The sequence below is a fragment of the Chromobacterium sphagni genome, from assembly GCF_001855575.1.
GTDB lineage: Bacteria > Pseudomonadota > Gammaproteobacteria > Burkholderiales > Chromobacteriaceae > Chromobacterium > Chromobacterium sphagni.
Genome location: NZ_MKCS01000001.1, coordinates 1,150,484 through 1,176,835, shown reverse-complemented (window position 1 = coordinate 1,176,835; position 26,352 = coordinate 1,150,484). Strand labels below are relative to the sequence as shown.

General features: G+C 65.2%; 33 protein-coding genes. 18 read left to right on the top strand and 15 right to left on the bottom strand.

Going from position 1 to position 26,352, the window contains the following annotated elements; genetic code table 11:
* Window positions 1-63 precede the first annotated feature (63 nt).
* Window positions 64-819, top strand: a complete 756-nt coding sequence (locus BI347_RS05665; protein ID WP_071115483.1) for a substrate-binding periplasmic protein — start codon at window positions 64-66, stop codon at window positions 817-819.
* Here the strand turns inward: BI347_RS05665 and BI347_RS05660 are convergent.
* Window positions 806-1,312: a VOC family protein gene (locus tag BI347_RS05660; RefSeq protein WP_071113690.1), complete on the bottom strand. Its 507-nt coding sequence runs from the start codon at window positions 1,310-1,312 to the stop codon at window positions 806-808. The two genes, BI347_RS05665 and BI347_RS05660, sit on opposite strands and share 14 nt — an antisense overlap.
* A gap of 93 nt (window positions 1,313-1,405) precedes the next feature.
* Here BI347_RS05660 and BI347_RS24130 point away from each other — a divergent pair, with 93 nt between their 5' ends.
* A complete protein-coding gene (locus tag BI347_RS24130) occupies window positions 1,406-1,555 on the top strand; it encodes a hypothetical protein (RefSeq protein ID WP_167359403.1) in 150 nt (49 codons plus the stop codon).
* Between the two features lie 146 nt (window positions 1,556-1,701).
* Here the strand turns inward: BI347_RS24130 and BI347_RS05655 are convergent, their stop codons facing one another.
* Entirely contained in the window at window positions 1,702-2,628 is a 927-nt protein-coding gene (locus BI347_RS05655; protein WP_071115482.1) for a LysR family transcriptional regulator, read from the bottom strand.
* Window positions 2,629-2,719: 91 nt separating this feature from the next.
* Here BI347_RS05655 and metE point away from each other — a divergent pair, with 91 nt between their 5' ends.
* The gene (metE, locus tag BI347_RS05650; RefSeq protein WP_071115481.1) at window positions 2,720-4,999 is read left to right on the top strand and encodes a 5-methyltetrahydropteroyltriglutamate--homocysteine S-methyltransferase; all 2,280 of its coding nucleotides are present in this window, start codon (window positions 2,720-2,722) and stop codon (window positions 4,997-4,999) included.
* Window positions 5,000-5,064: 65 nt separating this feature from the next.
* On the opposite strand, the gene BI347_RS05645 is transcribed toward metE, so the two are convergent.
* Genes BI347_RS05645 through BI347_RS05635 form a run of 3 tightly spaced genes read right to left on the bottom strand, consistent with a single transcriptional unit; the run spans window position 5,065 to window position 6,641 of the window.
* Window positions 5,065-5,523: a SixA phosphatase family protein gene (locus tag BI347_RS05645; RefSeq protein WP_071113687.1), complete on the bottom strand. Its 459-nt coding sequence runs from the start codon at window positions 5,521-5,523 to the stop codon at window positions 5,065-5,067.
* A gap of 60 nt (window positions 5,524-5,583) precedes the next feature.
* Window positions 5,584-6,300: an LrgB family protein gene (locus tag BI347_RS05640; protein WP_071115480.1), complete on the bottom strand. Its 717-nt coding sequence runs from the start codon at window positions 6,298-6,300 to the stop codon at window positions 5,584-5,586.
* Complete coding sequence (locus BI347_RS05635; RefSeq protein WP_071115479.1) at window positions 6,297-6,641, bottom strand: CidA/LrgA family protein; 345 nt, start codon at window positions 6,639-6,641, stop codon at window positions 6,297-6,299. The genes BI347_RS05640 and BI347_RS05635 overlap by 4 nt, the downstream gene beginning before the upstream one ends.
* Before the next feature lie 95 nt (window positions 6,642-6,736).
* On the opposite strand from BI347_RS05635, the gene BI347_RS05630 reads away from it, so the two are divergent.
* From BI347_RS05630 to BI347_RS05620, 3 genes are all read left to right on the top strand, one after another.
* On the top strand, window positions 6,737-7,261 hold the full coding sequence (locus tag BI347_RS05630; RefSeq protein ID WP_239690825.1) for a chorismate--pyruvate lyase family protein: 525 nt from the start codon (window positions 6,737-6,739) through the stop codon (window positions 7,259-7,261).
* A complete protein-coding gene (gene ubiA / locus BI347_RS05625) occupies window positions 7,261-8,133 on the top strand; it encodes a 4-hydroxybenzoate octaprenyltransferase (protein ID WP_071113683.1) in 873 nt (290 codons plus the stop codon). Before BI347_RS05630 ends, ubiA begins: the two co-directional genes overlap by 1 nt.
* A 155-nt stretch (window positions 8,134-8,288) precedes the next feature.
* Window positions 8,289-8,501 carry a hypothetical protein gene (locus BI347_RS05620; RefSeq protein ID WP_071113682.1) on the top strand — a complete coding sequence of 71 codons (213 nt, stop codon included), beginning with the start codon at window positions 8,289-8,291 and terminating at the stop codon, window positions 8,499-8,501.
* A 55-nt stretch (window positions 8,502-8,556) separates the two neighbouring features.
* Here the strand turns inward: BI347_RS05620 and BI347_RS05615 are convergent, their stop codons facing one another.
* The 5 genes from BI347_RS05615 to hda form a co-directional block, all read right to left on the bottom strand.
* Window positions 8,557-8,988, bottom strand: a complete 432-nt coding sequence (locus BI347_RS05615) for a flagellar basal body-associated FliL family protein (protein ID WP_071113681.1) — start codon at window positions 8,986-8,988, stop codon at window positions 8,557-8,559.
* Window positions 8,985-9,920, bottom strand: coding sequence for a Nudix family hydrolase (locus BI347_RS05610; RefSeq protein ID WP_071113680.1), 936 nt, complete (start codon window positions 9,918-9,920; stop codon window positions 8,985-8,987). Before BI347_RS05610 ends, BI347_RS05615 begins: the two co-directional genes overlap by 4 nt.
* A gap of 46 nt (window positions 9,921-9,966) precedes the next feature.
* A complete protein-coding gene (locus BI347_RS05605) occupies window positions 9,967-10,848 on the bottom strand; it encodes an ATP-binding protein (protein WP_071115478.1) in 882 nt (293 codons plus the stop codon).
* Window positions 10,849-11,019: 171 nt separating this feature from the next.
* A complete protein-coding gene (locus tag BI347_RS05600) occupies window positions 11,020-11,712 on the bottom strand; it encodes a histidinol-phosphatase (RefSeq protein WP_071115477.1) in 693 nt (230 codons plus the stop codon).
* Window positions 11,709-12,383: a DnaA regulatory inactivator Hda gene (gene hda, locus BI347_RS05595; RefSeq protein ID WP_071113677.1), complete on the bottom strand. Its 675-nt coding sequence runs from the start codon at window positions 12,381-12,383 to the stop codon at window positions 11,709-11,711. The genes BI347_RS05600 and hda overlap by 4 nt, the downstream gene beginning before the upstream one ends.
* Before the next feature lie 237 nt (window positions 12,384-12,620).
* Here hda and purM point away from each other — a divergent pair, with 237 nt between their 5' ends.
* From purM to BI347_RS24125, 11 genes are all read left to right on the top strand, one after another.
* Entirely contained in the window at window positions 12,621-13,658 is a 1,038-nt protein-coding gene (gene purM / locus BI347_RS05590; RefSeq protein ID WP_071113676.1) for a phosphoribosylformylglycinamidine cyclo-ligase, read from the top strand.
* Window positions 13,659-13,753: 95 nt separating this feature from the next.
* On the top strand, window positions 13,754-14,395 hold the full coding sequence (purN, locus tag BI347_RS05585) for a phosphoribosylglycinamide formyltransferase (RefSeq protein ID WP_071115476.1): 642 nt from the start codon (window positions 13,754-13,756) through the stop codon (window positions 14,393-14,395).
* On the top strand, window positions 14,396-15,625 hold the full coding sequence (locus BI347_RS05580) for a DUF3108 domain-containing protein (protein ID WP_071115475.1): 1,230 nt from the start codon (window positions 14,396-14,398) through the stop codon (window positions 15,623-15,625).
* Window positions 15,621-16,874, top strand: a complete 1,254-nt coding sequence (locus BI347_RS05575) for an RsmB/NOP family class I SAM-dependent RNA methyltransferase (protein ID WP_204378064.1) — start codon at window positions 15,621-15,623, stop codon at window positions 16,872-16,874. Before BI347_RS05580 ends, BI347_RS05575 begins: the two co-directional genes overlap by 5 nt.
* A 141-nt stretch (window positions 16,875-17,015) precedes the next feature.
* Complete coding sequence (locus BI347_RS05570) at window positions 17,016-18,383, top strand: chloride channel protein (protein ID WP_071115473.1); 1,368 nt, start codon at window positions 17,016-17,018, stop codon at window positions 18,381-18,383.
* Window positions 18,384-18,454: 71 nt separating this feature from the next.
* Window positions 18,455-18,766: a Grx4 family monothiol glutaredoxin gene (gene grxD, locus BI347_RS05565; protein WP_071113671.1), complete on the top strand. Its 312-nt coding sequence runs from the start codon at window positions 18,455-18,457 to the stop codon at window positions 18,764-18,766.
* A 245-nt stretch (window positions 18,767-19,011) separates the two neighbouring features.
* A complete protein-coding gene (gene upp, locus BI347_RS05560; RefSeq protein ID WP_071113670.1) occupies window positions 19,012-19,644 on the top strand; it encodes a uracil phosphoribosyltransferase in 633 nt (210 codons plus the stop codon).
* Window positions 19,645-19,722: 78 nt separating this feature from the next.
* Window positions 19,723-20,214 (top strand): GNAT family N-acetyltransferase, encoded by a 492-nt coding sequence (locus BI347_RS05555; protein ID WP_071116348.1) that lies wholly within the window; start codon window positions 19,723-19,725, stop codon window positions 20,212-20,214.
* Window positions 20,211-20,852 carry a hypothetical protein gene (locus BI347_RS05550; protein WP_083338717.1) on the top strand — a complete coding sequence of 214 codons (642 nt, stop codon included), beginning with the start codon at window positions 20,211-20,213 and terminating at the stop codon, window positions 20,850-20,852. Before BI347_RS05555 ends, BI347_RS05550 begins: the two co-directional genes overlap by 4 nt.
* 49 nt (window positions 20,853-20,901) lie before the next feature.
* On the top strand, window positions 20,902-22,143 hold the full coding sequence (locus tag BI347_RS05545; protein WP_095210836.1) for a uracil-xanthine permease family protein: 1,242 nt from the start codon (window positions 20,902-20,904) through the stop codon (window positions 22,141-22,143).
* A 252-nt stretch (window positions 22,144-22,395) separates the two neighbouring features.
* The gene (locus BI347_RS24125; RefSeq protein ID WP_167359402.1) at window positions 22,396-22,572 is read left to right on the top strand and encodes a hypothetical protein; all 177 of its coding nucleotides are present in this window, start codon (window positions 22,396-22,398) and stop codon (window positions 22,570-22,572) included.
* Window positions 22,573-22,634: 62 nt separating this feature from the next.
* Here BI347_RS24125 and BI347_RS05540 read toward each other — a convergent pair whose 3' ends face one another.
* A complete protein-coding gene (locus BI347_RS05540; RefSeq protein ID WP_071113668.1) occupies window positions 22,635-23,534 on the bottom strand; it encodes a LysR family transcriptional regulator in 900 nt (299 codons plus the stop codon).
* A gap of 178 nt (window positions 23,535-23,712) precedes the next feature.
* Between BI347_RS05540 and BI347_RS24120 the strand changes: the two genes are divergently transcribed.
* The gene (locus BI347_RS24120; protein WP_167359401.1) at window positions 23,713-23,871 is read left to right on the top strand and encodes a hypothetical protein; all 159 of its coding nucleotides are present in this window, start codon (window positions 23,713-23,715) and stop codon (window positions 23,869-23,871) included.
* Window positions 23,872-23,944: 73 nt separating this feature from the next.
* Here BI347_RS24120 and BI347_RS05535 read toward each other — a convergent pair whose 3' ends face one another.
* The 4 genes from BI347_RS05535 to BI347_RS05520 all read right to left on the bottom strand — a co-directional run bounded on the left by BI347_RS05535 (window position 23,945) and on the right by BI347_RS05520 (window position 26,319).
* Window positions 23,945-24,463, bottom strand: coding sequence for a GNAT family N-acetyltransferase (locus tag BI347_RS05535; protein WP_071113667.1), 519 nt, complete (start codon window positions 24,461-24,463; stop codon window positions 23,945-23,947).
* The gene (locus BI347_RS05530; RefSeq protein WP_071115472.1) at window positions 24,460-24,975 is read right to left on the bottom strand and encodes a GNAT family N-acetyltransferase; all 516 of its coding nucleotides are present in this window, start codon (window positions 24,973-24,975) and stop codon (window positions 24,460-24,462) included. Before BI347_RS05530 ends, BI347_RS05535 begins: the two co-directional genes overlap by 4 nt.
* On the bottom strand, window positions 24,972-25,496 hold the full coding sequence (locus BI347_RS05525; protein WP_071115471.1) for a GNAT family N-acetyltransferase: 525 nt from the start codon (window positions 25,494-25,496) through the stop codon (window positions 24,972-24,974). Before BI347_RS05525 ends, BI347_RS05530 begins: the two co-directional genes overlap by 4 nt.
* 94 nt (window positions 25,497-25,590) lie before the next feature.
* The gene (locus BI347_RS05520; protein ID WP_071116346.1) at window positions 25,591-26,319 is read right to left on the bottom strand and encodes an AraC family transcriptional regulator; all 729 of its coding nucleotides are present in this window, start codon (window positions 26,317-26,319) and stop codon (window positions 25,591-25,593) included.
* Window positions 26,320-26,352 lie beyond the last annotated feature (33 nt).

Here is a 26,352-nt window from a genome sequence, read left to right as displayed (position 1 = left end):
AAAAAGCTCTAATTTTCAATATTTATTGATAGAATCGGGCAAAATCTCCACCCGATTCTTTTCATGCCACGCTCTGTCCTCGCACTGGCCTGTCTATGTCCGCTGTCGCTGTCGGCCGCCCCGCTCCAGATCGCCGTCAGCGACGCGCTCACCAGCCCCTACGTGATTGAAGACCCATCCGCCGCCAGCCCGCCGCGCGGCCGCGCCATCGAGTTGGCCCAGGCGGCGCTGAGCCACTGCCGGCTGGCTGGCCGGTTCCTGCGCCAGCCCGGCGAGCGCATCGTGCAGAATCTCGAGCTGAACCGCATCGACAGCGCGCTGTTGCTGTCCTACAAGAGCGAACGGGCCGGCCAGATGGCGTTTCCGCTGCGTCGGGGGCAAGCCGATCCGGAACGGCGGATGGCCACCTTCAGTTACGCTTTTTATGTCAGGGACGACAGCCCGCTGCGCTGGAATGGCAATCAGCTGAGCGGCCTCTCCAGCGCGGTAGGCATCAACCAGGGCTGGTCGATAGGGCGCGACCTGCTGGCGCGCGGCGTTCCGGTGGAGGAAAGCCACGGCATCGCCGACAATTTCGCCAAGCTGCAGGCCGGCCGCACCGACGCCTACGCGCTGCACCAGCTGGCCGGCGACCTCTACCTGCGCCATCACCCGGAACTGAAGATCCGCCGGCTTTCGCCGCCGCTGCAGAGCAAAACCTATTACTGGGTGTTCAGCACCGGCTACGCTCGCCAGCATCCGCGCCAAGTGGCCTGCCTGTGGCGGCAGATGCCCATCCTGCGCGCGCGCTACCTGCCGGAAACCTTTACTCCACGATGAAACGCGCCAGCTCGCGCGTCCAATCCAGCTGGCCATCCGCCGGCTCCCTGTCGGCTGCCGTCTGCAATTCCTCCGGCACAAACCAACACACCTCGAACAGCAAGCCGTCCGGATCGTGTCCGTAGACGCTCTTGTGCACGCCGTGGTCTTCCTCCATCCCCAGCTTGCCCAACTCGGCAAGTTGGTCGCGGATGCGCTTGAGCTCGCTCAGCGTGTCCACCTCCCAGGCCAGGTGATACAAGCCGGCGGCAGGCTCGTGCGCGCCGGGAGTCTCGCCGCGCGGGCTGAACGGGCCCGAGCGCTGCTGGCCCAGATTGCGGCTGAACAGCGCCAGATCGTGGTCGTTGTCGGAATGCGCGGCTTGGGTGAACACCGCGCGGCTGGAGGCGGCGTCGCCCTTGGGGCGGAAGCCCAGCACGTCACGGTAGAAAGCGGCGCTGCCGGTCACATCGCTGACGTACAGCACGGCGTGGTTGAGTCGTTTGATGCCCATTGAATGATCTATCTTTCGTTCGAATGCTTAAAAGCTGTCAACATATATTGTATAACCCACTCCAATCCCGATTCGCCATCCAGGATCCCGCTCATGAATGCAACACGCACAGGCTTTACCTTGGGGACGCTGATAGCCGTCGCCCTGTCATGGTCCCACAACCACTCGCTGCTCTGGGCGATCATTCACGGCTTTCTCAGCTGGCTTTACGTCGCTTACTACCTGTTGCTTCAGCTGCGCTGACATAAAGCCCCGCGCCATCACAGCCGGAAATCCGCTAGGCGATTCGAGGCCAGCCCAGCGGAAGCGGCGCCGGCAACTGGCCTCCGCCCGCCCGCGCGCCATGCGTCATTCTGAATGAATACCGCATGGCCGTGCCAGCGCGGCGTTCAACTGGACAGCGGCGACAAGCCAGGTAAGGCGGCGAAACTGCAATCGCGCACCGTCTGCAGAAAATCCAGCATATAGACCTGGGCGGCATCCTCGCCGCGCAGCGCCGCGTACAGCTCGCTCTGCAAGCCGCCGTCCCCCACCTGGCGCGCCACCACGTAGCCGCGCTCCAGATAAGGTTGCACCGTCCAGTACGGCAGCACCGCCACCCCGCGCCGGCTGGCCACCAGCTGGATGATGGCGATGGTCAGCTCGGCGGTGCGCCGCGCCGGGTTGACGCCTATCGGCAGCAACACCTTGCGCAGCAGGTCCAGCATCTCGTCCGGCACCGGGTAATGGATCAGCGTCTCGCCGGCAAAATCCGCCGCCTGCCAACACGCCTTGTGCGCCAGCGGATGCTCGCGCGCGGCGATGGCCACCATCTCGTAGGAAAACAGCGGCTGATGGACGATGCCGGCCTGCGGTTCGGCCTCGGACACGATGGCCAGATCGGCGCGGTCGGACAGCAGCAGGCCGACCGGATCGGCGTGAAAGCCGGACACGATGTCCAGCTCCACCGCCGGCCAGTGCTGGCGGAACTGGTCCATCGCCGGCATCAGCCAGTCGAAGCAGGTATGGCACTCCACCGCCACCCGGATTTCGCCGGCCTCCCCCTGACGGATGCGCGCCAGATCGCGCTCGGCCGCCGCCACCCGTGCCAGCAGATCGCGCGCCAGGCCCAGCAGGCGCTCGCCCGCTGGCGTGAAGCGCAAGGGCTGGGTTTTGCGCTCGAACAGCGACAGGCCATAGCCCGCCTCCAGCTGCTTGAGCTGGTGCGACAGTGCCGACTGGGTCAGGTGAACCCTTTGCGCCGCCTGCGACACGCTGCCGGTTTCGGCCAAGGCCAGCAGGCTTTTCAGATGCCGAAGCTCCAGTACGCTCATCATTAATTCCATTCATGCTGAACTACAAAATAATGAGTTTGAATCATACAGTACAATGACAGATGCTTGTTCCAACAGGAACAAGGAACAAGCCATGACCACCACCCACCTGCTGGGCTTCCCCCGCATCGGCGCCAAGCGCGAACTGAAAACCCTGCTGGAAAACTATTGGAAGCAGGAGATCGACGAAGCCGCGCTGCTAGCCGGCGCGCGCGCGCTGCGCCAGCGCCACTGGCTGCTGCAAAAAGGCGCCGGCGTCGAATTGCTGCCGGTGGGGGACTTCTCGCTGTACGACCACGTGCTGGACGCGCAACTGCTGGTGGGCGCGGCGCCGCCGCGCTTCGGCTTCGATCCCGCCGCCCTGGACGCCGAACAATACTTCCAGCTGGCGCGCGGCAATGCCGGACAACCGGCGCAGGAAATGACCAAGTGGTTCGACACCAACTACCACTACCTGGTGCCGGAATGGCATGCGGACACCGCGTTCAGCGCCCAACCCCAGCGGCTGCTCGGCCAGGTGCGCGAAGCGCAGGCTCTGGGCATCCACGCCAAGCCAGTGCTGGTGGGGCCGCTCAGCCTGCTGTGGCTGGGCAAGGCCAAGGGCCTGGCCTTCGACAAGCTGAGACTGCTGCCGGGCCTGCTGGCCGCCTATCGGGATCTGCTGGCAGCGCTGCGGGCCTCCGGCGTGGAGTGGGTGCAACTGGACGAGCCCATCCTGGCGCTGGACCTGCCACAGGACTGGCTGGACGCCTTCGCTCCGGCCTATCAACAGCTGCAAGCCGGCGCGCCCAGCATCCTGCTGGCGAGCTACTTCGGCAGCGCGGCGGAGCACGCGGCACGGCTCAAGGCGCTGCCGGTGGCCGGCCTGCACCTGGATCTGGCGCGCGCGCCGCAGCAGCTGCAAGCCTTCCTGGCTGGCTTCCCGGAAGACAAGGTGCTGTCGGCCGGCATCATCGACGGCCGCAACGTCTGGCGCGCCGATCTGTCGCTCATGCTGCGGCAGCTGCAGGCCGCCCATGCGCAACTGGGCGAACGGCTATGGCTGGCGCCGAGCTGCTCCTTGCTGCACAGCCCCTTCGACTTGGCCGCCGAGATCCAGCTGGATGCCGATCTCAAGTCCTGGCTGGCGTTCGCGGTGCAGAAGCTTAACGAGCTGAAAACGCTGCAGCGCGGTCTGCGGCGGGGCCGCGCCGCCATCGCCGGCGAATTGGCCGGCAGCGACTTCGCCCAGCAGCAAAAACAGGGTAGTCCGCTGATCCACCGCCCGGCGGTGCGCCAGCGCATCGCCGCGTTGCCGGCTGACGCCGACCGCCGCGCCAGCCCCTATCCGCAACGCGCCGCGCGGCAGCAGGCGTGGCTCAAGCTGCCGCCGCTGCCCACCACCACCATAGGCTCCTTCCCGCAAACCGCCGCCATCCGCGCCAGCCGTGCCGCCTTCAAGCGCGGCGAATTGTCCGCCGCTGATTACCAAAAAGCGATGGAAAGCGAAATCGAACTGGCGATCCGCCGCCAGGAGGAGCTGGGGCTGGACGTGCTGGTCCATGGGGAAGCCGAACGCAACGATATGGTGGAATATTTCGGCGAGCAGCTGTCCGGCTTCGCCTTCACCGCCGGCGGCTGGGTGCAGAGCTACGGCAGCCGCTGCGTGAAGCCGCCGATCATCTACGGCGACATCACTCGGCCGCAGCCGATGACGGTGGCGTGGGCGCGCTTTGCGCAAAGCCTCAGCGCCAAGCCGGTGAAGGGCATGCTCACCGGGCCGGTCACCATCCTGCAATGGAGCTTCACGCGCAATGACCTGCCGCGCAGCGAGGTATGCCGCCAGATCGCGCTGGCGCTGAACGACGAGGTGAGAGACCTGGAGGCCGCCGGCATCCGCGTGATCCAGATCGACGAGCCGGCGATCCGCGAAGGGCTGCCGCTGAAGCGCGCCGAGCGCCAAGGCTATCTGAACTGGGCCGGCCAGGCCTTCCGCCTGTCCTGCCGCGGCGTCGACGACGCCACTCAGATCCACACCCATATGTGCTATTCGGAGTTCGGCGATATCCTGCCGGCCATCGCCGCGCTGGACGCCGACGTCATCACCATCGAAACCTCGCGTTCGGACATGGCGCTGTTGGCCGACTTCGGCCGCTTCCGCTACCCCAACGCCATCGGTCCGGGCGTCTACGACATCCACAGCCCGCGCGTGCCGCAAACGGATGAAATCCGCCATCTGCTACAAAAGGCGCTGCAGGTGATTCCAGCGGAACAGCTATGGGTGAATCCGGACTGCGGCCTGAAGACGCGCGACTGGCCGGAAGTGGAAGCGGCGTTGGCGACCATGGTTCAGGTCAGCAGAAAATTGCGCGAGGAACTGGCGCACACCGCATAAGGCGGGCGCGCAAAGGAAGACGCCCCGGACAAGCCGGGGCGTCGTGGGTGGGGGCTGTTCGTCCATCACGGCTCCAGCATTCCCGGCGTCAGCATCAGCTTCAGCCTGGTCTGTTCATAACCATTGCGCTCGCGGTGGTTCAGCCACCACACCGAGCCCTTCTTCACGCTCCACATCTGTTGCTGCTCCGCCAGCAGCCTGGCCGCGAGCCAGCCGATATAAGGCTGATGGCCCACCAGCACCACCGCGCGCTCGGCATCCGGCCAGCCCACCGCCGCCAGCACCTCGTCCACCTCGGCGCCCGGGTTCAGCTCAGGCAGCACGGTATAACTCTTGGCCAGATAATTGGCCGTCTGCTGCGAACGCCTGGCTTCGGAAGCCAGCAGCAGATAATTGTCCGGCAGGCGCTGACGCAACCAGGACGCCATCTGGCTGGCCTGCTGCTGGCCGCGCCGGGTCAGCGCCCGCGCCAGATCGTCCACGCCCTCTTCCGCTTCGGCGTGGCGCCACAAGATCAAATCCATATCGCTCTCCTTTTCTCGCCGGCGGCTTGCCTTCATGCCAAGCCAACCGCGCTCTGCATGCTAACCGACCTGCAGCCAGCGCACCAGCCATGGCAACAGCATCGCGGTGAACACGCCATTCAGCCCCATCGCCAAGCCGGCGAAGGCCCCGGCGGCTTCGGAGAGGTGGAACACCCGAGCGGTGCCGATGCCGTGGGCGGTAACCCCTGTGGCCACGCCCAGCAGCATGTCGTCGTCCCAGCCCAGGCGACGGAACAGCGGCGGCGCCAGCACCGCGCCCAGAATGCCGGACACGATGACGAACATCGCCGCCAGTTCCGGCGCGCCGCCCAGGCCGCCGGCCAGACTCATCGCGATCGGCGTGGTCACCGTGCGCGTGGCCAGCGACACCAGCACCGTCCGATCCAGCCCCAGCCACCACCCCAGGCCCGCCGCGCTGGTCATGCCGGCCAGGCCGCCGGCGAAGATGCTGAGCAACAACGGCGCGGCGGCGCGCTTGAGACGAGACAAATTGCCGTACAGCGGCACCGCCAGCGCCACCGTGGCCGGGCCCAGCAGCAGCTGAATAAAGCGCGCCCCCTCCATATACTGCCCATAGCTGCTGCCGCTCAGCCACAGCCATAGCAACAGGATCAACACCCCGAGCAGCACCCGATTGGCCAGCGGATGGCCATTGCCGCGCCGGCTCGCCGCCAGCGCCAGCCGGTAGGCCAGCAAGGTGACGAACACGCCGGTCAGCGGCGAGCCCAGAATCGCGGCGGGCAGGAGCGGGGTCATCGGTGCCGGCCCCGCAGCAGCAGCTTCAGCATGCCGGCGGTGACCAGCAAGGTAAGCAGGGTGGAGGCCAACAGGATCAGCAGCAGTTGTCCGCCCCGGCTCCGCAGCAGCGGCGCGTAAGCCAAGAGCGCGCCGCCGGCCGGTATGAACAGCAAGGACATATGGCCGAGGAAGCGCGGCGTCTCGCTCTTGAGCGTGGCCGGCACCGCGCGGCGCAGCCACAGCGTGGCGAACAACAGCAACATGCCCAGCACCGGCCCGGGCAAGGGCCAGCCCAACGTCCGCGCCAGCGCCTCGCCCGCCAGCTGATAAGCCAGCAGCCACAACAACAGGTCCAGCATACCGCCTCCCTTCACGCATCCAGCCTGCATGATAAGGGCAAGCCGGCGCTGGCGGATAGCGACAAGCCGGCTTGGCTTTTGGCATAATGCGCGCCATGGTTAACGATGCTCAATGGCGCTGCGCGCCGCCCGCCCTCCCCGCCCCCATCCGGGATTGCCTGACCGAACCCGCCTCGCTCAGCCTGCGCCTGCAGGCCGGCGGCCGCCGTTTCGCCGTTCAGGTGCTCGATCAGGGCGACAGCCGCGCGCTCGCCGACGAGGCCGACGCGCTCGGCCTGCCCGCCGGCGCCCCGCTATACGCTCGCCATGTGCTGCTGACCTTGGACGAAACCCCGGTGGTATACGCCCGTAGCGCCACCCGCCACAACTGTCCGGCCTGGATGCCGGTGCTGCTGCGCGGCAGCCGCTCGCTGGGCCTGACATTGTTCGGCGAGCTGCCGCAGCTGCGCCGCGAAGCGCTGCATTACCAGCTGCTGGCCGCCAGCCACCCGCTGGCGGAAGCGGCTGCCGTCGCCAGGGCGGCAACAGAGTATCCTGCGCGGCGCTGCCGTTTCCTGCTGGACGACGCGCCGCTGCTGTTGACCGAACTGTTCCTGCCCACCTTGAAGGATTTCCTGTGATGCCGCTTGCTACGCTCCGCGACCGCTACGACAACTACCAGCAGCTGATGCGCTGGGACAAGCCCATCGGCACCTTGCTCCTGCTATGGCCGACACTGTGGGCACTCTGGATGGCCGGCGACGGCAAACCGGATGCGCTGGTGGTGGCCATCTTCTGCCTGGGCACCTTCTTGATGCGCTCGGCCGGCTGCGTGATCAACGACTATGCCGACCGCAACTTCGACGCCCATGTGGCGCGCACCAGCCAGCGCCCTTTCGCCCGCGGCGCGGTGAGCGAGAGGGAAGCCCTGTTGCTGGCGGCCGCGCTTGCCATTCTGTCCTTCCTGCTAGTGCTGCCGCTAAACCACCTCACCTGGTTGCTCAGCGTGCCAGCGCTGCTGGTGGCCGCCAGCTACCCGTTCACCAAACGCTTCTTCATCATGCCTCAAGCATATCTCGGCATAGCGTTTTCCTTTGGCATTCCAATGGCCTTCGCCGCACAGACCGGCCGAGTACCATTGCTGGCTTGGGCTCTGATGCTGGCCAACTTACTCTGGGTACTGGCCTATGACACCGCCTACGCCATTGCCGACAAACCAGACGACCTGAAGATCGGCATTAAAACCGCGGCGATTACCTTCGGCAACTTTGATGTCGCCAGTGTGATGTTGTTCCATATGCTTTTTCTCGCATCGATGGCAGCCATAGGCTTGCATCTGGGCCTGCTATGGCCCTACTACTTGGGACTGGCCGCGGCTGCCGCGCTGATGGCGCTGCAATACCGCGACATCCGCCACCGCGACCGCGCCTTGTGCTTCAAGGCTTTCCTGGACAACAACCGCGTCGGCACCGCGATTTTCGCCGGCGTGCTGCTCAGCTACTGGCTGCGCTGACCCCAAAAAAATATGACATTTACAATAAATTACATCCAGATTGACCCATTTTCATGAACTTCTCCCGCGCCAGCCGGCTCTGAGCATGGCCGGGTCCTGTCCCGGCAAAGGGCATACACGCCGATACCAATAAGTCACACAGGAAGGTGAACATCATGAAAAAACTGCTGACCGCTCTGATCGCTGCTGCTTTCGCTGGCTCCGCTTTCGCCGCTCCGGCCGCTTCCGCTCCGGCCGCCGAAAAGAAAATGGAACACAAGGCCGAACACAAGAAGGCCCAGCACAAGAAAGCGCACAAGAAGCACGCTTCCGGCGCCGCGCATCAAAAGCACAAGGCTGAACACAAGGCAGCCTCGGCCGCCAAGTAAGCTCCAGGCGTAAAAAAAGCTCCCGCGAGGGAGCTTTTTTCATTGCAGCCAACGCCTACCTGACGTTGAACGGCAGGCTATAGGCCGCCTCGCCCACCTTCACCTCGGCCACCCAGCGGCGGCTGCCGCTGACGCACATCGGCAGGATCACCTGGGCCTTCCAGCCAGCGCCCTCGCGGACAAAGGTATAGCGGTTGAAGCCCATGTCCATTTCCGGCATGGCGAAATCCACCGTCGGCGCGGCGCCGCCCGTCACGCCCTCCAGCCTCACCTCGAACGGCTGGCCGTGTTGCGGCGGCGAGACGAAGCGCAAACTACCGCCGCCCGGCAAGGCGCAGGCGCCGCGGCCCATGGCGCAGGCCAGGGCCTGCGGTTTGGGCTTCGACTGCTTGTTGTGCAGATACCAGTAGATCAGACCGGCCTTCACCGCCGCCAGCGCGATCAGCGCCACGCCTATGATCAACCACTTGCGCTGCTGCCGGTTCATCGCCAGGCTCCGCGCATCAAGGCCACGCCGTGCGCGCCGTGCTCGCGCGCGATGGGCAGATCATCCGCGGCCAGACCGCCCAGCGCGTACACCGGCAACGGCACGTCGCCCGCCAGACAGCCGGTGAAGCCGTCCCAAGCCAAGGGCGCATGGCCGGGATGGCTGGCGGTGGCGGCCACATGGCCCAGTAACGCGTAATCCAGGCCCAGCTCACCCGCGCGCAGCAACTCGGCCTGGCTATGGATCGACGCGCCCACCCAGGCAAAATCAGGCCGCCGCTCGCACGCGGCCAAGCGCGCGCCGTTCAAGTGCGCGCCATCCACCGGCCAACCCGCCAGCCAGGCCGGATCGGCGTTCACCAGCAGCTTGCCGCCGCGCGGCCGGACGATGGCGGCGGCGCGGGCGACAAAATCGGCAAGCTCGTCCCGCACCATCTGCGGTTCGCGCACCTGCACCATCGCCCAGTCGCGCTCGGCGAGCTTCTGCAATTGCGCCGCCACGCCGATCTCATGCGCGCAAGTGATCGCGTAATGCGGCGGCAGTTCCAACGACTTCAGGATGGGGCCGTTGGCCGGCAACATCGGCGCCACCGTGTAGCGGCCGGGCAGTTGCCAGGCGAAAGACTGGCCCTCCCGCGGCTGCGGCTCGCCCTGCCAGTCCCAGATGCGGAAAAAGCGCAGATGCACCGAGGCGTGCTCGTAATGGTGGGTCTTGGTCAGCCACGGCGTGGCATCGGTGACAGCTATGCCCATCTCCTCGACGAACTCGCGCTTAAGCGCCTGCAGCGCCGTCTCCCCCGCCTCCACCTTGCCGCCGGGAAACTCCCAATAGCCGGCATAGGGCTTGCCTTCGGGCCGGCTGCCCAGCATGAAACCGCCGTCCGCCCGCATCAGCGCGCCGGCCACTACTTCAATGATCTTGCTGCCCGTCATATTCCGTCGTCTCTGTGGGCCGCCGCATCGCGGCCGCCCGGTTGCGTCACTTGCCAGCCTTGTCCTTGCGCCGCGCCAGGCGCTCGCTGCCGGCCCAGTGGCAGGCGAACTGCCAGGCCACCCGGCCGGAACGGCTACCGCGCGACAGGCTCCACTGCAACGCCGCCCGCTCGGCGCGATCGCCGTATTTCAGGCCGAAATGGCCCAGCCACTGCCGCACCGCCGCCAGATAGCCGTCCTGGTCGAACGGGTAGAAGGACAGCCACAGGCCAAAGCGGTCGGATAGCGACACTTTCTCCTCCACCGCCTCGCCCGGGTGGATCTCGCCATCCTTCAGCCAGCCTTCGCGATTGTCGGCCATCTGCTCCGCCAGCAAGTGGCGGCGGTTGGAAGTGGCATACACCAGCAGGTTGTCGCAACGGCGCGAGAGGCCGCCGTCCAGCGCGCTTTTCAACGCCTTGTAGCCAGCGTCGCCGGCTTCGAACGACAGGTCGTCGCAATACAGGATGAAGCGCTCCGGACGCCCCGCCACCAGTTCCACCAGCTGCGGCAGGTCGGCCAGGTGCTCGCGCTCGATCTCGATCAGCCTCAGCCCCTCGGCGGCGAACAGCGGCAGCAACGCTTTCACCAGCGAGGACTTGCCGGTGCCGCGCGCGCCGGTCAGCAACACGTTGTTGGCCGGCAGGCCGGCGGCGAACTGGCGGGTGTTGGCCAGCAGCTGCTCGCGCTGGCTGTCCACCTGGGTCAGCCGCGTCAGCTCCACCGTGTGCGGATCGCGCACCGCCTCCAGCCAGCCGGCCAGGCCCTGGCGGCGCCAGCGGAAAGCCTGGCCTCTCCAGTCCGGCTCGCGCCCGGGCGGCGGCAGCATAGGCTCCAGCCGGGTCAGCACCGCCTCGGCGCGGCGCAGGAAATCCTGCATGGCATCCATCATGCTTTCCTTTCAGATGGCAAAACAGCCTGCGGCAAAGCACAGGCTGCGAAGATCCACTCAGAACACAAACGGCGGACAAGGCGCTCGAGGCAAAAGCCGCAGCCGCAGACAGTACAAATCGTACGGCAAGGCGGCGCAACGCAGCATCGAATGCTTGGTCCGACGCGATTAATCGCGCAGGGAGATCACCGGCCAGCCATGTTCCTCGGCGTAGGCGCGCAGCTTGTCGTCCGGGTCCACCGCCACCGGCTTGTCCACTAGCTTCATCAGCGGCAGGTCGTTGTGCGAATCGCTGTAGAAATAGCTGGCGGCATAGCTGTCCCAGCTTTCGCCGCGCTCGGCCAGCCACTGCTCGATGCGGGTGATTTTGCCTTCCTTGAAGCTCAGCACTCCGGTGGGACGGCCGGTGAAATTGCCGTCGGCGTCTTCTTCCAGCTCGATGGCGATCAGGTGCTCCACACCCAGATCGCGGGCGATGGGGCCGGTGATGAAGCGGTTGGTGGCGGTGATGATGACGATCTGGTCGCCCTCGGCCGCATGCGCCGCCAGGCGCTGCCGCGCCTTGGCCAGGATCAGCGGCTTGATGTGGTTTTCCAGGTAGTCGGCGTGCAGCTCATCCAGCTGATGGCGGCTGAAGCGGGTCAACGGCGCCAGGATGAAGGCCAGGTATTCCTGCATGTCCAGCGTGCCGTTCTGGTACTGGCGGTAGAAGTAGCTGTTGCGCTCATCGTACTGGGCGGCGTCGAGAATGCCGCGCTTGATCAAAAAGCGCGGCCATTCGAAGTCGGAATCGCCGGCCAGCAGCGTGTGGTCCAGGTCGAACAGGGCGAGATTGCGTTTGGTGGGGGTGGCTGTCGTCATGATTCCGGAGTGGCGGTTTGCAAAACGTTTTTCACCAGCGGCACAGTGATCGGCCGCCGCATCGCCAGCGAGTAGCGGTCCAGCATGTCTATCATGCCGATCAGGCTGGAGAGGTCGCGCCGCCAGTGGGTGAGCAGGTAGCGGTACACATCGTCGGGAATCGACAGCTGGCGGTTGGCGGCATGGCTGCGCAGCGCGGCGAGCTTGTCGTCGTCGGACAGCGCCTTCACTTCCAGCACCAGCCCCCAGCCCATGCGGGTGCGCAGATCGTCGCGCACCGACAGCGCCATCGGCGGATTGCGCCCGGCCATCAGCAGCCGCGACTCCCCGCTCTCCTTCAGCGAGTTGTAGAAGGAGAACAGCGTGATCTGGTCGTCCGGCGCCAAGTCGTCGACATGATCCACCGCGATGAAGCTGGCCTCGCGGGCGAAATCCGGCAGGTGGCCGTCCTTGCCGTCCAGGTAGATGGCGGCGCGGCCCAACCGCTCGGCGTGGGCGATCCAGGCTTGCAGCAGATGGGTCTTGCCGCAACCAGGCTCGCCCCACAGATAGAGGAAGCGTTCGCCTTCGGTGGCGGTCAGGGCGGTGATCACTTCGCGGTTGCGCTCGGCCAGGAAATTGTCGAAGGCCGGCAGCGGCGTAGGCGTGAGATCGAGTACTAGCTGGTCCAATTTACGGTGCTGCGCTGTGTTTTGACATCAATGATCCGATTTTACGCCGATACGGCCCCCGGGTGGAACCGCCTTTTGCCGCGGCGGCGTCCATGACGACGGCACCATGGCCCGCCGCTAAAAAACGCCTGCCGCTTTTGCCAGCCTTTTCGCCAGTTTTCAGTTAAAATACAGTGCTTTCGCACCGGCGAAAGCTTGATGTAAAAATATTTCAAGTTTGCAGAAAGCGAGTTTATCTTGAATACCACGTCCCTCAGTTACCGTGATGCCGGCGTAGACATCGACGCCGGCGACGCGCTGGTCGAAAACATCAAGCCTTTTGCCAAGCGCACCATGCGCCCGGAGGTACTCGGCGGCATCGGCGGTTTCGGCGCACTGGTGGAGATTTCCAAGAAGTACCAGGAACCGGTGCTGGTATCCGGCACCGACGGCGTCGGCACCAAGCTGAAACTGGCCTTTGACTGGAACCGCCATGACACCGTCGGCATCGACCTGGTGGCGATGAGCGTCAACGACATCCTGGTGCAGGGCGCCGAGCCGCTGTTCTTCCTCGACTACTTCGCCTGCGGCAAACTGGACGTGGCGCAGGCCACCCTGGTGATCAAGGGCATCGCCGCCGGTTGCGAAATGGCCGGCTGCGCGCTGACCGGCGGCGAAACCGCCGAAATGCCTGGCATGTACCCGGCCGGCGAGTACGACCTGGCCGGTTTCGCCGTAGGCGTGGTGGAGAAAAGCAAGGTGATTTCCGGCCGCGACATCCAGCCGGGCGACGCGGTGCTGGGCCTGAAGTCCAACGGCGTGCATTCCAACGGCTACTCGCTGGTGCGCAAGATCATAGACCGCGCGCAACCGGAACTGGACGCGGCCTTCGATGACGGCAAGACGCTGCGCGACGCCATCATCGCCCCCACCCGCATCTACGTGAAGCCTCTGCTCAAGCTGATGGAAACCCTGCCGGTCAAGGGCATGGCCCATATCACCGGCGGCGGCATCACCGAAAACACCCCGCGCGTATTGCCGGAAGGCACCGTGGCGCAGATCGACGCCGCCAGCTGGCCGCTGCCCAAGCTGTTCCAGTGGCTGCAGAAGGAAGGCAATGTGGACATCCAGGAGATGTACCGCACCTTCAACTGCGGCATCGGCATGGTGGTGGTGGTGGCGGCGGAACACGCCGAGCAGGCGATGAGCGTGCTGCGCGAAGCCGGAGAAACCGTCTACCGCATCGGCGCGGTGCGCACCCGCGTCGGCGGCGAGCACCAGACCCAGATCGCGTAAAGCCCGACTCCGCATGCCATTGGCGCCGCTGGCCTTGCCGGCGGCGCTTGTCATTTGGCGCAAACCCCGCTGAACATCGATACGAAACCGGCACCATGAAAAACATCGTCATCCTGATTTCCGGCCGCGGCTCCAATATGCAGGCCATCGTCGAAGCCAAGCTTCCCGGCGCGCGCATCGCCGCGGTGATATCCAACCGTCCGGACGCGGCCGGCCTCGCCTGGGCGGCCGAGCGCGGCATCGCCGCGGTGGCGCTGGACCACAAGGCCTACGCCAGCCGCGAGGATTTCGACGCCGCGCTGGCCGCCGCGATAGACGCGCACAGCCCCGACCTGGTGGTGCTGGCCGGCTTCATGCGCATCCTCACCGCCGGCTTCACCCGCCGCTACGAAGGCCGCATGCTCAACATCCATCCGTCGCTACTGCCGGCCTTCCCTGGCCTGCACACCCACGAGCGCGCGCTGGAAATGGGCTGCAAACTGGCCGGATGCACGGTACACTTCGTCACCGCCGAGCTGGACCATGGTCCCATCGTCGCCCAGGGCGCGGTGAACGTGCTGGACGACGACACGCCGGACAGCCTGGCTGCCCGGGTGCTGAAGCTGGAACACCGGCTGTATCCGGAGGCGGTGCGCCGCTTCGCCGCCGGAGAAATCGCCATCGTCGGCGGCAAGGTGACCGGCGGACCCGCCGCCGCCGCCAGCCTGCTGGCGCCCGAACCACTCTCACATGCATAAATGACCCGTCGCCGCCTGCTGCTGATCGCTCTCGTCCTGTCGTTCGCCCTGCACCTGCTGTTGCTGGGATCCGATCTGCTGCCGGAAATCAGCCTACAGCCGGCGGAAACGCCCAAGCTGGAAAAAATAGACGTCAAGATGCAAGCGCTGCGGCTGGACCAACCGGAGCATAAGCCGCCGCCGGTCAGCTCCGGCGTCAGCCTGGCGCCGGCAGCGCGCCGCGCAGCCAAAAAAACGGCGGCCAAACCGAGGCCGAAACGCAAGCAGGCCGCCTCGCAAGCCGTGGCGGACAAGCAATCGGCGTCGGCTCCGGCGGAAGCGCCCGCCGCGCCGCCGATAATGGTCGCCGCGAGCCCGGAAGCCGTCGCGGAAAATACTTTGCCTCAGGCGGAGGAGCGCTCCGGCCATCACAAGGACGCGCACGCCCAGTCCAGCTCGCCCTCGCACGAGGCCGCAAGCACGGCCAAGATCAAGCCGGAAGACAAGGAAACGCCTCCGCCGAGCGGACCGACAGCCGCGGCGGAAGGTTTTATCCAGCCACCACATCCGCTGCGCAAGTTCCCCGGCGCCGCCAAGCTGACCTATGATCTTTACTTGAATAGCGGAAACGTGGGGACCGGGGTTCTAAACTGGCAACAAGGCAATGGACGCTACCGGCTGGAAACTGTCGCGACACCGAAATTCGCCCTCCGCCTGTTTACCAAGGGTTACAGTTACCGGGTGGAGGGACAGATAGGCAACAGCGGACTGCGGCCGGACAGCATGCAGTCCTTCGAGGGCGAGCAAGCGAAAGAAGAAGCCCGCTTCGACTACGCCGCCGGTTTGTTGCATTACGGTCTGCGCGGGGAGCAACAGCTCCCGCTCCAGCCCGGCGCGCAAGACATTTACAGCCTGGCTTTCCAACTGGGACTGAAAGGTGGGCAGTTAGGAGATAAGCCGCTGCAGATCACCACCGCCAAAAAAGTTTACGACTACCCGATGGCCTCCACCGGCACCTTCGACTACGACACCAACGCCGGCAAGATGCGCGTGGTGGTATTCCAGGCCAAGGGAGGCGGCGACATCACCGAATTCTGGCTGGCGCCAGATTTCGCCAACCTGCCGGTGCGCATCACACGCATCGACGACAAGAAGCGGATCGAACTACGCGCGATCCGCATAGAAATAAATGGCGCGCTGCAGTGGGAACTGCCGCCGCAACCGACAATACGGAACAAGAATGCACATTAGCCACAGCCAACTGAAACACCTGGAAACCGTCATCGGCCAGATGACCCGCTTCGACCGCCCGGCCGACGCGGTGCTGTCCGCCTATTTCCGCGAGCACAACAAGCTGGGCGGCGCCGACCGTCACCTGATCGCCGAAACCGCCTTCGGCGCGCTGCGCCGCCTGATCCAGCTGCGCGCGCTGATCGCGCCGGAAAAAGCCACGCCGCGCCGGCTGGCGCTGGTGGCGCTGATGAAGTTCAACAAGCTTAACGTCAAGGAATTGACCGAGGCCACCAGCGCCGGCGAGCGCGAGTGGCTCGGCGGCATCAAGGGCAAGGCGCTGGAGGACAGCCTGGAAATCCGCGCCGAACTGCCGCAATGGGTGATCGAGCGCCTGGGCGAACAAGAGCCGGCGGCGGTGGAAGCGCTGGGCCAGGGCCTGATGTCGATGGCGCCGCTGGACCTGCGCGTCAACACGCTGAAGATGAAGCGCGAAGAGCTGCTGGACCGCCTAAACGCCGAAGGCATCCTCTGCGAAGCCACCCCCTATTCGCCGATCGGCATCCGCCTGAAGGAAAAGCCGGCTCTGTCCAAACACGAGCTGTTCAAGGCCGGCGTGTTTGAAGTGCAAGACGAAGGCAGCCAGCTCTTGGGCCTGATCACCGGCGCGCGCCGCGGCGAAATGGTGGTGGACTTCTGCGCCGGCGCCGGCGGCAAAACGCTGCTCCTGGGCGCGCAGATGGCCTCCAGCGGCCGCCTGTACGCCTTCGACGTGTCGGAAAAGCGCTTGGCCAACTTCAAGCCGCGCCAGGCCCGCTCCGGCCTGTCCAACGTTCATCCGCAGCTGCTGTCGCACGAGAACGACGCCAAGGTGAAGCGCCTGGCCGGCAAGGCCGACCGCGTGCTGGTGGACGCGCCCTGCTCGGGCCTCGGGACCTTGCGCCGCAATCCGGACCTGAAATTCCGCCAGAGCCCGGAAAGCGTGGCCGAGCTCAACGCCAAGCAAACCTCCATTCTCGCCTCCGCCGCGCGGCTGGTGAAACAGGGCGGCCGCCTGGTGTACGCCACCTGCAGCCTGCTGCCGCAGGAAAACCAGGGCATCGTCGAAGCCTTCCTGGCCGAGCATGCCGATTTCCGCCTGGTGAAGATCGACGAAGTGCTGGCCGAGCAGAAAATCCCGCTGCAATGCGGCGACTACCTGGAACTGAAACCTCATCGGCATAACACCGACGGTTTCTTCGCCGCGGTGCTGGAACGCAGCGCCAGCTAAGCGACAAGCAGCATCCGGACACAGCCCGCCAGCTTCCAGCATGCGGGCTGTGCTCGTATCGGGCTGGCATTTATTGTACATTAGCGGTTTGTGATAAAAGTCGCCGCGCGGCGACGCCACTCCCCCCGGGTCCCTAAGCCGATGCAGGATTTCCTCAGCCGCCGCACCAAACGGCAGAAAATGAACCGCCAGCTGCGCTATCTCTATCTATCCGCCGCACAGTGGCGGCGCCAGGTGCCGGTATGGATCGCCGCCATCCTGATCGGCGCGGTGGCCTACATCTTCGCGCTGGGCAGCCATCTGTCGCACGATCTGTTCTACCAGGCCTATGCCTGTTCGCCCTACTGGAGCCTGCTGATCACCCCGGCCGGGCTGGCGCTGGCCATCTGGATCATGCACCGCTTCTTTCCCGGCTCGACCGGCGGCGGCATCCCGCAATCCATCGCCGCGCTGGAGCCCGGCATGGAAAAGCTGCGCGAATACTGTTTCACGCTGCGCGCCGCCTTCGGCAAGGTGCTGCTGACGCTGATAGGCATCAGCTCCGGCGCCACCTTCGGCTATGAAGGCCCCATCGTGCAGGTCGGCGCCGCCATCAAGTACTCGCTCAACCGCAAGGCCGCGCTGCGCCACGAAGGCGCCGCGCGCAGCTTCATCCTGGCCGGCGCCGCCGCCGGGGTGGCCGCCGCCTTCAACGCGCCGCTGGCCGGCATCGTGTTCGCCATCGAGGATATGGGCCGCACTTTCGACATGCGCGCCAGCTCCACCATTTTGCTGTCGGTGATCGTGGCCGGCCTCACCACTTTCGCCATCCACGGCAATTACAACTATTTCGGCGTGGTGCAAGTGGCGATGGACAACAGCCAGACCTGGCTGGCCATCCCGGTATGCGGCGCGATAGGCGGCCTGATCGGCGGCCTGGCCTGCCGGGTGATGCTGGCGCTGTCGCAGCGGCTGCCCGGCCCGCTGCACGGCTGGCGCGCCAGCCATCCGATCCGCTTCGCCGCCGGCTGCGGCCTGGTATTGGCGGTGATCGGCATCGCCAGCGACGGCAGCACCTTCGGCACCGGATACTTCCGCGCCCGCGACATCATAGAGGGCCACGGCGCAGCCTTGCACGACTACGGCGTGCTCAAGCTGATCACCATGTTCGTCAGCCACATCAGCGCGGTGCCGGGCGGCATGTTCGCCCCCTCGCTGGCGGTGGGCGCCGGCTTCGGCCTCAATATGTCGCAGCTGCTGCCCTTCCTGCCGCAAACCATGGTGGTGCTGCTGGGCATGGTAGGCTTCTTTGCCGGCATGACCCGCGCGCCGATGACCGGCTTCGTGATCGTGATGGAAATGACCGACACCTCGGCGATGATCATCCCGCTGATGGCCACGGCGCTGGTGGCCGCCACCGTGTCGCGCCTGATCACCCGGCGCGCGCTGTACGAGGGCCAGGTGCGGTTGTTCCTGCCGCAGTGGCAGGCAAAGGTTAGGCAAATTGACCAGTCCGATGCTCGCACGTAGAATAACCTATTGAAAAGATCGGGTATTTGCCGGCCCGCTCAGCCGCCGGCACAACGCTAAGGATTGCAAACATGTCGATTCAACAAGATATTCAACAGACGCTCACCGCCAACACCGTGGTGCTGTTCATGAAGGGTTCCGCCCAGTTCCCGCAATGCGGCTTCTCCTCGCGCGCGGTGCAGATCCTCAAGGCCTGTGGCGTGGAAGACTTCCTGACCGTGGACGTGCTGCGCGATCCGGACATCCGCCAGGGCATCAAGGACTTCTCCAACTGGCCGACCATTCCGCAGCTGTACGTGAAGGGCGAGTTCGTCGGCGGCTCGGACATCATGTACGAGATGTTCCAAAACGGCGAACTGCAGGAGCTGCTCAAAGACCTGTAAGCACAGATCCGCAGCCTGCCACACCCACCGGCCCAGGCCGGGTGGGTCGTTTCTTGGCGACGACAACGCCGTCCCATCGTCCGCCCCCGGATTTTCCCAGTGGATTTCAGGCGGCAAGAAGCGTTAGAATATCTGCCCATACCCCCACGGCAGCCCTGCGGCTGCCGCTGTCATATGTATTCGAAAGCTGTTTGCCATGCGAAACCCCGCGGCAAGCAGCTTTTTGCCAAGGTAGGGAGCCAGAATTGAACATCACCATCGTCGATCACCCGCTGGTACAGCACAAGCTGGGCCTGTTGCGCGAAGCGGACACCAGCACCATGAAGTTCCGCCAGCTGACCCAGGAATTGGCGCGCCTGCTCGCCTACGAGGCCACCCGCGATTTCGAATTGGAAAGCGTCACCATCGACGGCTGGTGCGGCAAGATAGATGTCAAGCAGATCAAGGGCAAGAAAGTCACCGTGGTGCCCATCCTGCGCGCCGGCATCGGCATGCTGGACGGCGTGCTGGACCTGGTGCCGTCGGCCAAGATCAGCGTGGTGGGTCTGGCCCGCAACGAAGAAACGCTGGCACCGGTATCCTACTTCGAGAAGTTCGTCGGCAATCTGGACGAGCGCATCGCCATCATCATCGACCCGATGCTGGCCACCGGAGGCTCGCTGGTCGCCACCATAGACCTGCTCAAGCGCAACGGCTGCAAGACCATCAAGGCGGTGGTGATGGTGGCCGCGCCGGAAGGCGTGCAGATCGTCAACGACGCCCACCCGGACGTGCAGATCTACGCCGCCTCGCTGGACAGCCACCTGAACGAGCACGGCTACATCATCCCGGGCCTGGGCGACGCCGGCGACAAGATTTTCGGCACCAAGCAGGTCTGATCTCCGATGCCCCCCGACACGCCGCCCGTTGCTTTTGCGACCGGCGGCGTTTTTGCAAGCGCCACGGACGCCGACACCATGCTGATACGCCAGGCTGAACCGCGGGATATCGACGCCGTCTGCCGGCTGGCCGCGCAGATCAACCGCCAGCATCACCTGGCGCTGCCCGCGCTGTTCCGGGCCGAGGCGGATGCCGCGGCCGACCGGGCTTTCTGGACCGAAGCCCTGGACGGCGATGGCAGGACCATGCTGCTGGCCGAAATCGACGGCCTGCCGGCAGGCTTCGCCACGCTGCAGCTGCTGACTCCATCCCTGCCCTTCCTGCTGCCGCGCCGCATCTGCAAGCTGAACACCCTGGTGGTGGACGAGGCGCGCCGCCGCGCTGGCGTCGGCTCGGCGCTGCTGCGCGCCGCCAAGGACTGGGCGCGCGCCAGCCAGGCGGACGAAATCCGGCTGGAAGTGATGCAGTTCAACCAGGCCGCGCAAGGCTTCTATGCCCGCCACGGCATGGCCGCGCAGTCGCAAATTCTCAGCACGCCTCTCTTCTCCCGCGAAGGAGCCGCAGAATGATGGACCGCTACGCCCAGATCGACGCCGATTTTCTCGCCCGCTTCCCTGGCGGCTTCCAAGACCCGGACTGGCTGGCGCTCGCGCGCAAGCATAAAAGCTACGCCAAGGCCGAGGCGCTGTGCCAGCGCGAATTGAGCCGCGACAAGCTGGATGCGGCGCTGGCCAGCGGCAAGCTGGCGGAAGTCACCCAGGCCTGTCGCCAGATCATCTCGCTGGCCACCACGGTCAGCACTTTCGAGAAAATCGCCTTCCGCAACTACATGGACTATCGCGATCTGAACCTGCCCTTCGTCGAGTCGCTGCGCGGCGCGCTGCACGACTTCGGCCCGGACAGTTTCGCCGCCTACGTCGAAACGCTGCGCCTGGCGCGCAACGACCCCAAGGCCAACGCCGGCAAATGGCCTATCGTCAGCTGCCTCCTGGCCTGCTTCGATCCGCAGTTCCACGTTTGCGTCAAGCCGACGACGGTCAAGAAGGTGGCGGCGCGGCTGGGGGTGGACATCCATTACCAGGCCACGCCCGGCTTCGAGTGCTATCAGGCGGTGCGGCAGATGGTGCTGGATTTCAAACGGCGCAGCGGCGTGGCAGCCGATGTCGACAACACGCTGGCGCAAGCGGTGATGTATTGCACCGTGTAAGCCCAAAAGCTTTGAACAAGAGACTCACCACAAGGAAACACCAATCATGATGCAACAACTGAAGCTGGCGGTGTCCGGCGCCCAGATCCTGTTCGTCGCCTTCGGCGCGCTGGTGCTGGTGCCGCTGCTCACCGGCCTGAACCCGGCGATGGCACTGCTGGGCGCCGGCATCGGCACCCTGCTGTTCCAGGTCTGCACCGGGCGCCAGGTGCCGATTTTCCTCGGCTCCTCGTTCGCTTTTATCGGCCCCATCATCTATTCCATCCACACCTGGGGCCAGGGCGCCACCATGTTCGGCCTGTTCGCCGCCGGCTTCATGTATTTCGTCTTCGCCGCCATCGTGCGCTGGCGCGGCATGGCGCTGGTGAACACGCTGCTGCCGCCGGTGGTGATCGGCCCGGTGATCATGATCATCGGCCTGAGCGTCGCCACCGCCGCCTCCGGCATGGCGATGGGCCAGGCCGGCGGCAAACAGCTGCTGCCGTATGAAACTTCGCTGCTGCTGGCGGCCATCTCGCTGGCCACCACCATCATCGTCTCCATCTACGCCCGCGGCATGTTCAAGCTGGTGCCCATCCTGGCCGGCGTGATCGTCGGCTACATCGCCGCCGCGTTCATGGGCGCAGTGGATTTCGCCAAGCTGGCCGACGCGCCCTGGCTGGCGCTGCCCGCCTTCCACAGCCCGGAAGTCAACTGGGCGGCGGCGGCTTTCATGCTGCCGGTGGCCATCGCCCCGGCCATCGAGCACATCGGCGGCGTGATGGCGATAGGCGGCGTCACCGGCAAGGACTACACCAAGAGCCCCGGCCTGCACCGCACGCTGGCCGGCGACGGCCTGGGCGTGTGCGTGGCCGGCCTGATCGGCGGCCCGCCGGTGACCACCTACGCCGAAGTAACCGGCGCGGTGATGATCACCCGCAACTTCAACCCGGTGACCATGACCTGGGCGGCGGTCTTCGCCATCGCGATGGCCTTCTTCGGCAAATTCAACGCGCTTTTGCAGTCCATCCCGATGCCGGTGATGGGCGGCATCATGGTGCTGCTGTTCGGCACCATCGCCTCCATCGGCCTGAAGACCCTGATTGAAGCCAAGGTGGATCTGATGGAGCCACGCAATCTGGTGATCATTTCGGTGGTGCTCACCGCCGGCATCGGCGGCCTGACGCTGAAGCTGGGCGATTTCGCGCTGGCCGGCGTCGGCCTGTGCTCCTTGCTGGCCATAGGCCTCAATCTGATCCTGCCGCGCCGCGCCGCCAGCCACGACGGCATCGTCGAAGGCCAGGACATCTAGCACGGCGGCGGCTACCGCCCATGGAGCCGCCGCATTGTCATAAAGCCAGCATGCTTGCAAGACGATGATTCTAAAAAGATGTTTGCAATTGCACACATGTCAAAACCTCTGACACTGTCTACACTGCAATCAGCGCCTCAGCCCCGAGGCTGCGGCGCCGATGACCGGAGCCAAACTGCTGCCCAACCTAGCTTCATCTGCCCACAGCGGCTTGACGCGGCCTAATTCCAAGTTAGCGATAAGGATAAAGCCATGTTGAAGACCATAATCGCCAGTTCCCTGTCCCTTCTGCTACTTTCCGCATCGGCGCTGGCCGGCAGCGACGGCCTGTCGGTGATGTGGGCGATGCGCGGACGGATGGACGCCCAATTGCACAACCAGCCGGCGCCCACGGTGCCGCAGTTCAACTCCATCCCCTCAGACCGCTGAGTCCCCGCATTGCGCACGCCGCCTGCCGCCAAACCGCGGCAGGCGTTTTCATGCCTGCCGGATCAGATGGTCAGCTCCCGCTCCGCCACCGCCCGCTCCAGCCGCTGGATAAACCACTGCAAGGCCCGGCCCGGCTGCTCCAGCCGCCAGGCGAAGCACATCGGCGGAAAGCTGCCGTTTTCCTCTTCCTCCTTTTCCACCAGCTGGCCGCTGTCCAACCAGGGCTGTACATGCGAGCGCGGCAGATGGCCGCTGCCCAGCCCGGCCAGAATGGCCTTGAGCTTGGCCTGGCTGCTGTGCACGGTCAGCACCTGCTGTCCCTCCAGCAGGCCGCCGGTGCGCGCCGGCAAGCGGCGCGAAGTGTCTCCCACCGCCACCGCGCGGTGGCGGCGCAGCGCATGCGGCGGCAAGGGATTGGGCGCATCGGCCAGCGGATGCCCGGCAGCCACCACCAGCGCGAAATTGTAATCGCCGATATTGCGGGTGAAATAGTCCCCCGGCGGCGGCTGGTTGGGCGCGCCTATCACCAGATCAGCGCGGTCGTCGTACAAGGCGTCCCAGATGCCGCCGAAGCTTTCGCGGATGAAATGCAGCCGGGTATCGGACTGCAAGCGGTCGAAATCGGCGATGGACGGCAGCAATTGCTCGAAACCGACCAGATCCCCAACTACGATCCGCAGCTTGTCTTCCCAGCCCTGAGCCTGCTTGCTTACCCTAAGCTCCAGCTGGCGGGCCGCATCCAGCAAGTGGCGGCCGTCGCGCAGCAGCCTCTCGCCGGCAGGCGTCAGCCTGGCGCGGTGGCCGCTGCGGTCGTAGATCGCCACGCCCAGCCCCTGCTCCAGCTTCTGGATGGTATAGGTCAAGGCCGACGGCACCTTGAACAGCGCCTCCGCCGCAGCCGCGAAACTGCCGTGCTGTTCAATGGCGTCCAGCACCTGCAAAGCTTCCAAAGTCAGTTTCACTACGCGTCCTTATTTAATTTTTTTGAATACTTTGTTCGGTTCTTTCCGATTTTATCGCGCCCTTTCTAGGAATAGAATGGCATCCGTAGCAAGACACCAGCAAAAAGCCCAAAGCAGCCATCAATATTTTTGATGCATAACCATTTGCTGGAAGCACACACCGATAAAGGAAACCGCCATGCTGAAACAAACCACCCTTGCCGCCCTGTCCCTGATCCTGTTGTCCGGCGCCGCCATGGCCGGCAGCGACGGCTACGCCAATATGAAGGCAATGCGCGACCGCATGGCCGCCGAGCAGACCCAGCAAGCCCCGGCCCAAGCCCCGACGCAAAAATAAGCGCCGCCTCCCGCCGGTAAAAGAACAGCGCCGTGAGCCAGCAGGCTCACGGCGCTGTTTTGCGTCCGGCCTGTCAGTTTCCCGCCAGGCCACCTGGACGCAGGCGCCCCATCAGCACGCTGTCCTCGTAAACGCCGTTGCGCAAGGAATGGGCCTTCATCCGCACTTCCTCGACAAAACCGAACTTGCGGTACAAGGCCTGCGCCTGCAGATTGTCGGCGTACACCGTCAGTTCGATGCGCGCGAGGCCCAGCCAGTTGTCGGCCAGATCCATCAAGGCCGCCATCAGCGCGCTGCCGACGCCCCTGCCCTGCCAGTTGCGGCCCACGATGATGCCCAACCCGGCGATATGGCCCAAACGCGGCTCATCCAGCCGCCACAAGCCGGCATGACCGAGCACCTCGCCGGATGCGGATTCGCAGATCAACTGCCAGCGCCCGGGCCGCAGCAGATGATGGATATTGCGCTCCAGGCTTTGCTGCGACAGATGAGGGAGCTGCAAGGTGTTGCCATAGACACTGTCATCCCTCATCAACTCGCTCAGCGCGGCGGCATCGGCCGCCTCCAGATGGCGGATGCGGTAATCGCTCATGGCCTTTCCCCTTGCGCGCCGCGCAGGCGCGCCATCGCCAAAACGTCGTGATACTCGCCATCGCGCAGCGCGTAGGCGCGCAGATGCGCCTCCTCTACGAAGCTGAACTTGCGGTACAAAGCCTGGGCGCGCCGATTGTCGGCGAATACCGTCAGTTCCACCCGGCGAATGCCGACCCAATGGTCGGCCAAATCGAGCAAGGCCGCCAGCAAGGCGCTGCCCACGCCGCGGCCTTGCCAGTCGCGGTGCACGCCGATGCCCAGCTCCGCTGTGCTCAGCAAGCGTTCGCGCTCGGCCGGAATCAGCGTCGCGGTCCCCACAAGCCCGCCGTCCCCGCTCAGCGCCACCAGTTGTTGCGCGGCTCCATCCTGCGCGAGCATCCTCTCCTTGCGCTCATGCAGCGATGGATAAGGCAGGCCCAGCATGGTGCCGAAAGTGGCGGCATCGCTCATCATCTCGTGAACGGCCCCGGCGTCGGACGGCGCCAGATGGCGAATGGAGTAAGCGTTCATGATGCCGCTCTCGCTGGCCAGTTGAGCCTGGCCATCACCAGCACGTCCTCCAGCTTGCCGGCGCGCAGCTGCTCCTGGCGCATCCTGCCCTCGTATTCGAAGCCGAATTTCTCGTACAGCGCGATGGCGCGGGCGTTGTCGTGTATCACCTTCAGCTCGATGCGGATCAAGCCCAGCCAGTTGTCGGCCATGTCGGTGATCACCCGCATCAAGGCCGATCCCACACCCTTGCCCTGCCAGTCGTCATGCACCACCAGGAACAGGCTGGCGCTGTGGCGGATGCGTGGCCTGTCATTGACGATCAATCCGCCATTGCCCGCCACTTCGCCGTCGGCGGCACAGGCCACCAGGCTGTGGATATTGGCCGGCTTCTCCTGCAACTGCTTTTCAGTGACCGCCAGCGATTGATAAGGCAGCTGCAAAGTATTGGGAAATACGCCGGGCGCGGTCTTGATGCGGTGCAGCGCGGCGGCGTCGGACGGCTCGATCGAACGGATCAGATAAGCTTGGGCTTGGGACATGATGGTCTCCCAGAGTTGGTGGGCGCCGGCGGGATCGCCGCGAGGCCCGGCAGACCATCATGCCAAATAATTATTGTGCATAGCAATATAATTTTCAGTCCGACAAAAACCGCCCCGGCGTGCCGCCGAAGCAACGGCGGAAGGCGACGATGAAGGCGCTGCAGTCGCAATATCCCAATTCCAGCGCGCAGAAACTCACCGAACGCCCTTCAGCCAACAGCGCCTGCGCCCGCATCATGCGCAGCCGCTCGCGCCATTCGCCCACTCCCAGGCCGGTTTCCGCGCGAAAATGGCGGATCAGGCTGCGGCGCGACATGCCGATATGCTCGGCCCAGCGCTGCAGATACCAATCCCGCGCCGGTTCCGCCTGCAAGGCCTGCGCCAGCTGACGCAAGGCCGGATGCCGCGGCCACGGCAGGCTGGATGGATACGGTTCCGCCCAAGCCAGCTCATCGCCCAGCACCTGCAATAGCCGCGCCGCAGCGGCCTCGTCGGCCTGCTCGGGCCAGGCGGCCAGACGCCGGAATATCCCCTCCAGCAGCGGCGTGCCGCCCCATGCCTGCAGCTGTGCTGGCAGCGCCGCCGACAAGCCGCTGTCCAGCTCCAGGCTCCAGCCATGCAAATCGCCATGGTAATGCGCGCCATGCGGCAGGCGGGGCGGAATCCAGCCCAGGCACCCCATCGGCATCAACATGCGCCGGTCCGCCGCCGTCAGCTCCAGCGCCCCGCGGCAGACCAAAGCCAGCTGGCCGCCAGCATGCGTGTGCATGGCGGTGTGATCGCCGGCTCGCCGTTTGAGAACCGTCAATCGGACTCCCACCATCGGATGGCTCTGTTCCATCACTGGCCCTTTTTC

Coding starts and splice junctions, on each gene's coding strand:
- BI347_RS05665 (WP_071115483.1), top strand. CDS start 64: ATGCCACGCTCTGTCCTCGCACTGGCCTGTCTATGTCCGCTGTCGCTG.
- BI347_RS05660 (WP_071113690.1), bottom strand. CDS start 1,312: ATGGGCATCAAACGACTCAACCACGCCGTGCTGTACGTCAGCGATGTG.
- BI347_RS24130 (WP_167359403.1), top strand. CDS start 1,406: ATGAATGCAACACGCACAGGCTTTACCTTGGGGACGCTGATAGCCGTC.
- BI347_RS05655 (WP_071115482.1), bottom strand. CDS start 2,628: ATGATGAGCGTACTGGAGCTTCGGCATCTGAAAAGCCTGCTGGCCTTG.
- metE (WP_071115481.1), top strand. CDS start 2,720: ATGACCACCACCCACCTGCTGGGCTTCCCCCGCATCGGCGCCAAGCGC.
- BI347_RS05645 (WP_071113687.1), bottom strand. CDS start 5,523: ATGGATTTGATCTTGTGGCGCCACGCCGAAGCGGAAGAGGGCGTGGAC.
- BI347_RS05640 (WP_071115480.1), bottom strand. CDS start 6,300: ATGACCCCGCTCCTGCCCGCCGCGATTCTGGGCTCGCCGCTGACCGGC.
- BI347_RS05635 (WP_071115479.1), bottom strand. CDS start 6,641: ATGCTGGACCTGTTGTTGTGGCTGCTGGCTTATCAGCTGGCGGGCGAG.
- BI347_RS05630 (WP_239690825.1), top strand. CDS start 6,737: ATGGTTAACGATGCTCAATGGCGCTGCGCGCCGCCCGCCCTCCCCGCC.
- ubiA (WP_071113683.1), top strand. CDS start 7,261: ATGCCGCTTGCTACGCTCCGCGACCGCTACGACAACTACCAGCAGCTG.
- BI347_RS05620 (WP_071113682.1), top strand. CDS start 8,289: ATGAAAAAACTGCTGACCGCTCTGATCGCTGCTGCTTTCGCTGGCTCC.
- BI347_RS05615 (WP_071113681.1), bottom strand. CDS start 8,988: ATGAACCGGCAGCAGCGCAAGTGGTTGATCATAGGCGTGGCGCTGATC.
- BI347_RS05610 (WP_071113680.1), bottom strand. CDS start 9,920: ATGACGGGCAGCAAGATCATTGAAGTAGTGGCCGGCGCGCTGATGCGG.
- BI347_RS05605 (WP_071115478.1), bottom strand. CDS start 10,848: ATGGATGCCATGCAGGATTTCCTGCGCCGCGCCGAGGCGGTGCTGACC.
- BI347_RS05600 (WP_071115477.1), bottom strand. CDS start 11,712: ATGACGACAGCCACCCCCACCAAACGCAATCTCGCCCTGTTCGACCTG.
- purN (WP_071115476.1), top strand. CDS start 13,754: ATGAAAAACATCGTCATCCTGATTTCCGGCCGCGGCTCCAATATGCAG.
- BI347_RS05580 (WP_071115475.1), top strand. CDS start 14,396: ATGACCCGTCGCCGCCTGCTGCTGATCGCTCTCGTCCTGTCGTTCGCC.
- BI347_RS05570 (WP_071115473.1), top strand. CDS start 17,016: ATGCAGGATTTCCTCAGCCGCCGCACCAAACGGCAGAAAATGAACCGC.
- grxD (WP_071113671.1), top strand. CDS start 18,455: ATGTCGATTCAACAAGATATTCAACAGACGCTCACCGCCAACACCGTG.
- BI347_RS05555 (WP_071116348.1), top strand. CDS start 19,723: ATGCTGATACGCCAGGCTGAACCGCGGGATATCGACGCCGTCTGCCGG.
- BI347_RS05550 (WP_083338717.1), top strand. CDS start 20,211: ATGATGGACCGCTACGCCCAGATCGACGCCGATTTTCTCGCCCGCTTC.
- BI347_RS05545 (WP_095210836.1), top strand. CDS start 20,902: ATGCAACAACTGAAGCTGGCGGTGTCCGGCGCCCAGATCCTGTTCGTC.
- BI347_RS24125 (WP_167359402.1), top strand. CDS start 22,396: ATGTTGAAGACCATAATCGCCAGTTCCCTGTCCCTTCTGCTACTTTCC.
- BI347_RS24120 (WP_167359401.1), top strand. CDS start 23,713: ATGCTGAAACAAACCACCCTTGCCGCCCTGTCCCTGATCCTGTTGTCC.
- BI347_RS05535 (WP_071113667.1), bottom strand. CDS start 24,463: ATGAGCGATTACCGCATCCGCCATCTGGAGGCGGCCGATGCCGCCGCG.
- BI347_RS05530 (WP_071115472.1), bottom strand. CDS start 24,975: ATGAACGCTTACTCCATTCGCCATCTGGCGCCGTCCGACGCCGGGGCC.
- BI347_RS05525 (WP_071115471.1), bottom strand. CDS start 25,496: ATGTCCCAAGCCCAAGCTTATCTGATCCGTTCGATCGAGCCGTCCGAC.
- BI347_RS05520 (WP_071116346.1), bottom strand. CDS start 26,319: ATGGTGGGAGTCCGATTGACGGTTCTCAAACGGCGAGCCGGCGATCAC.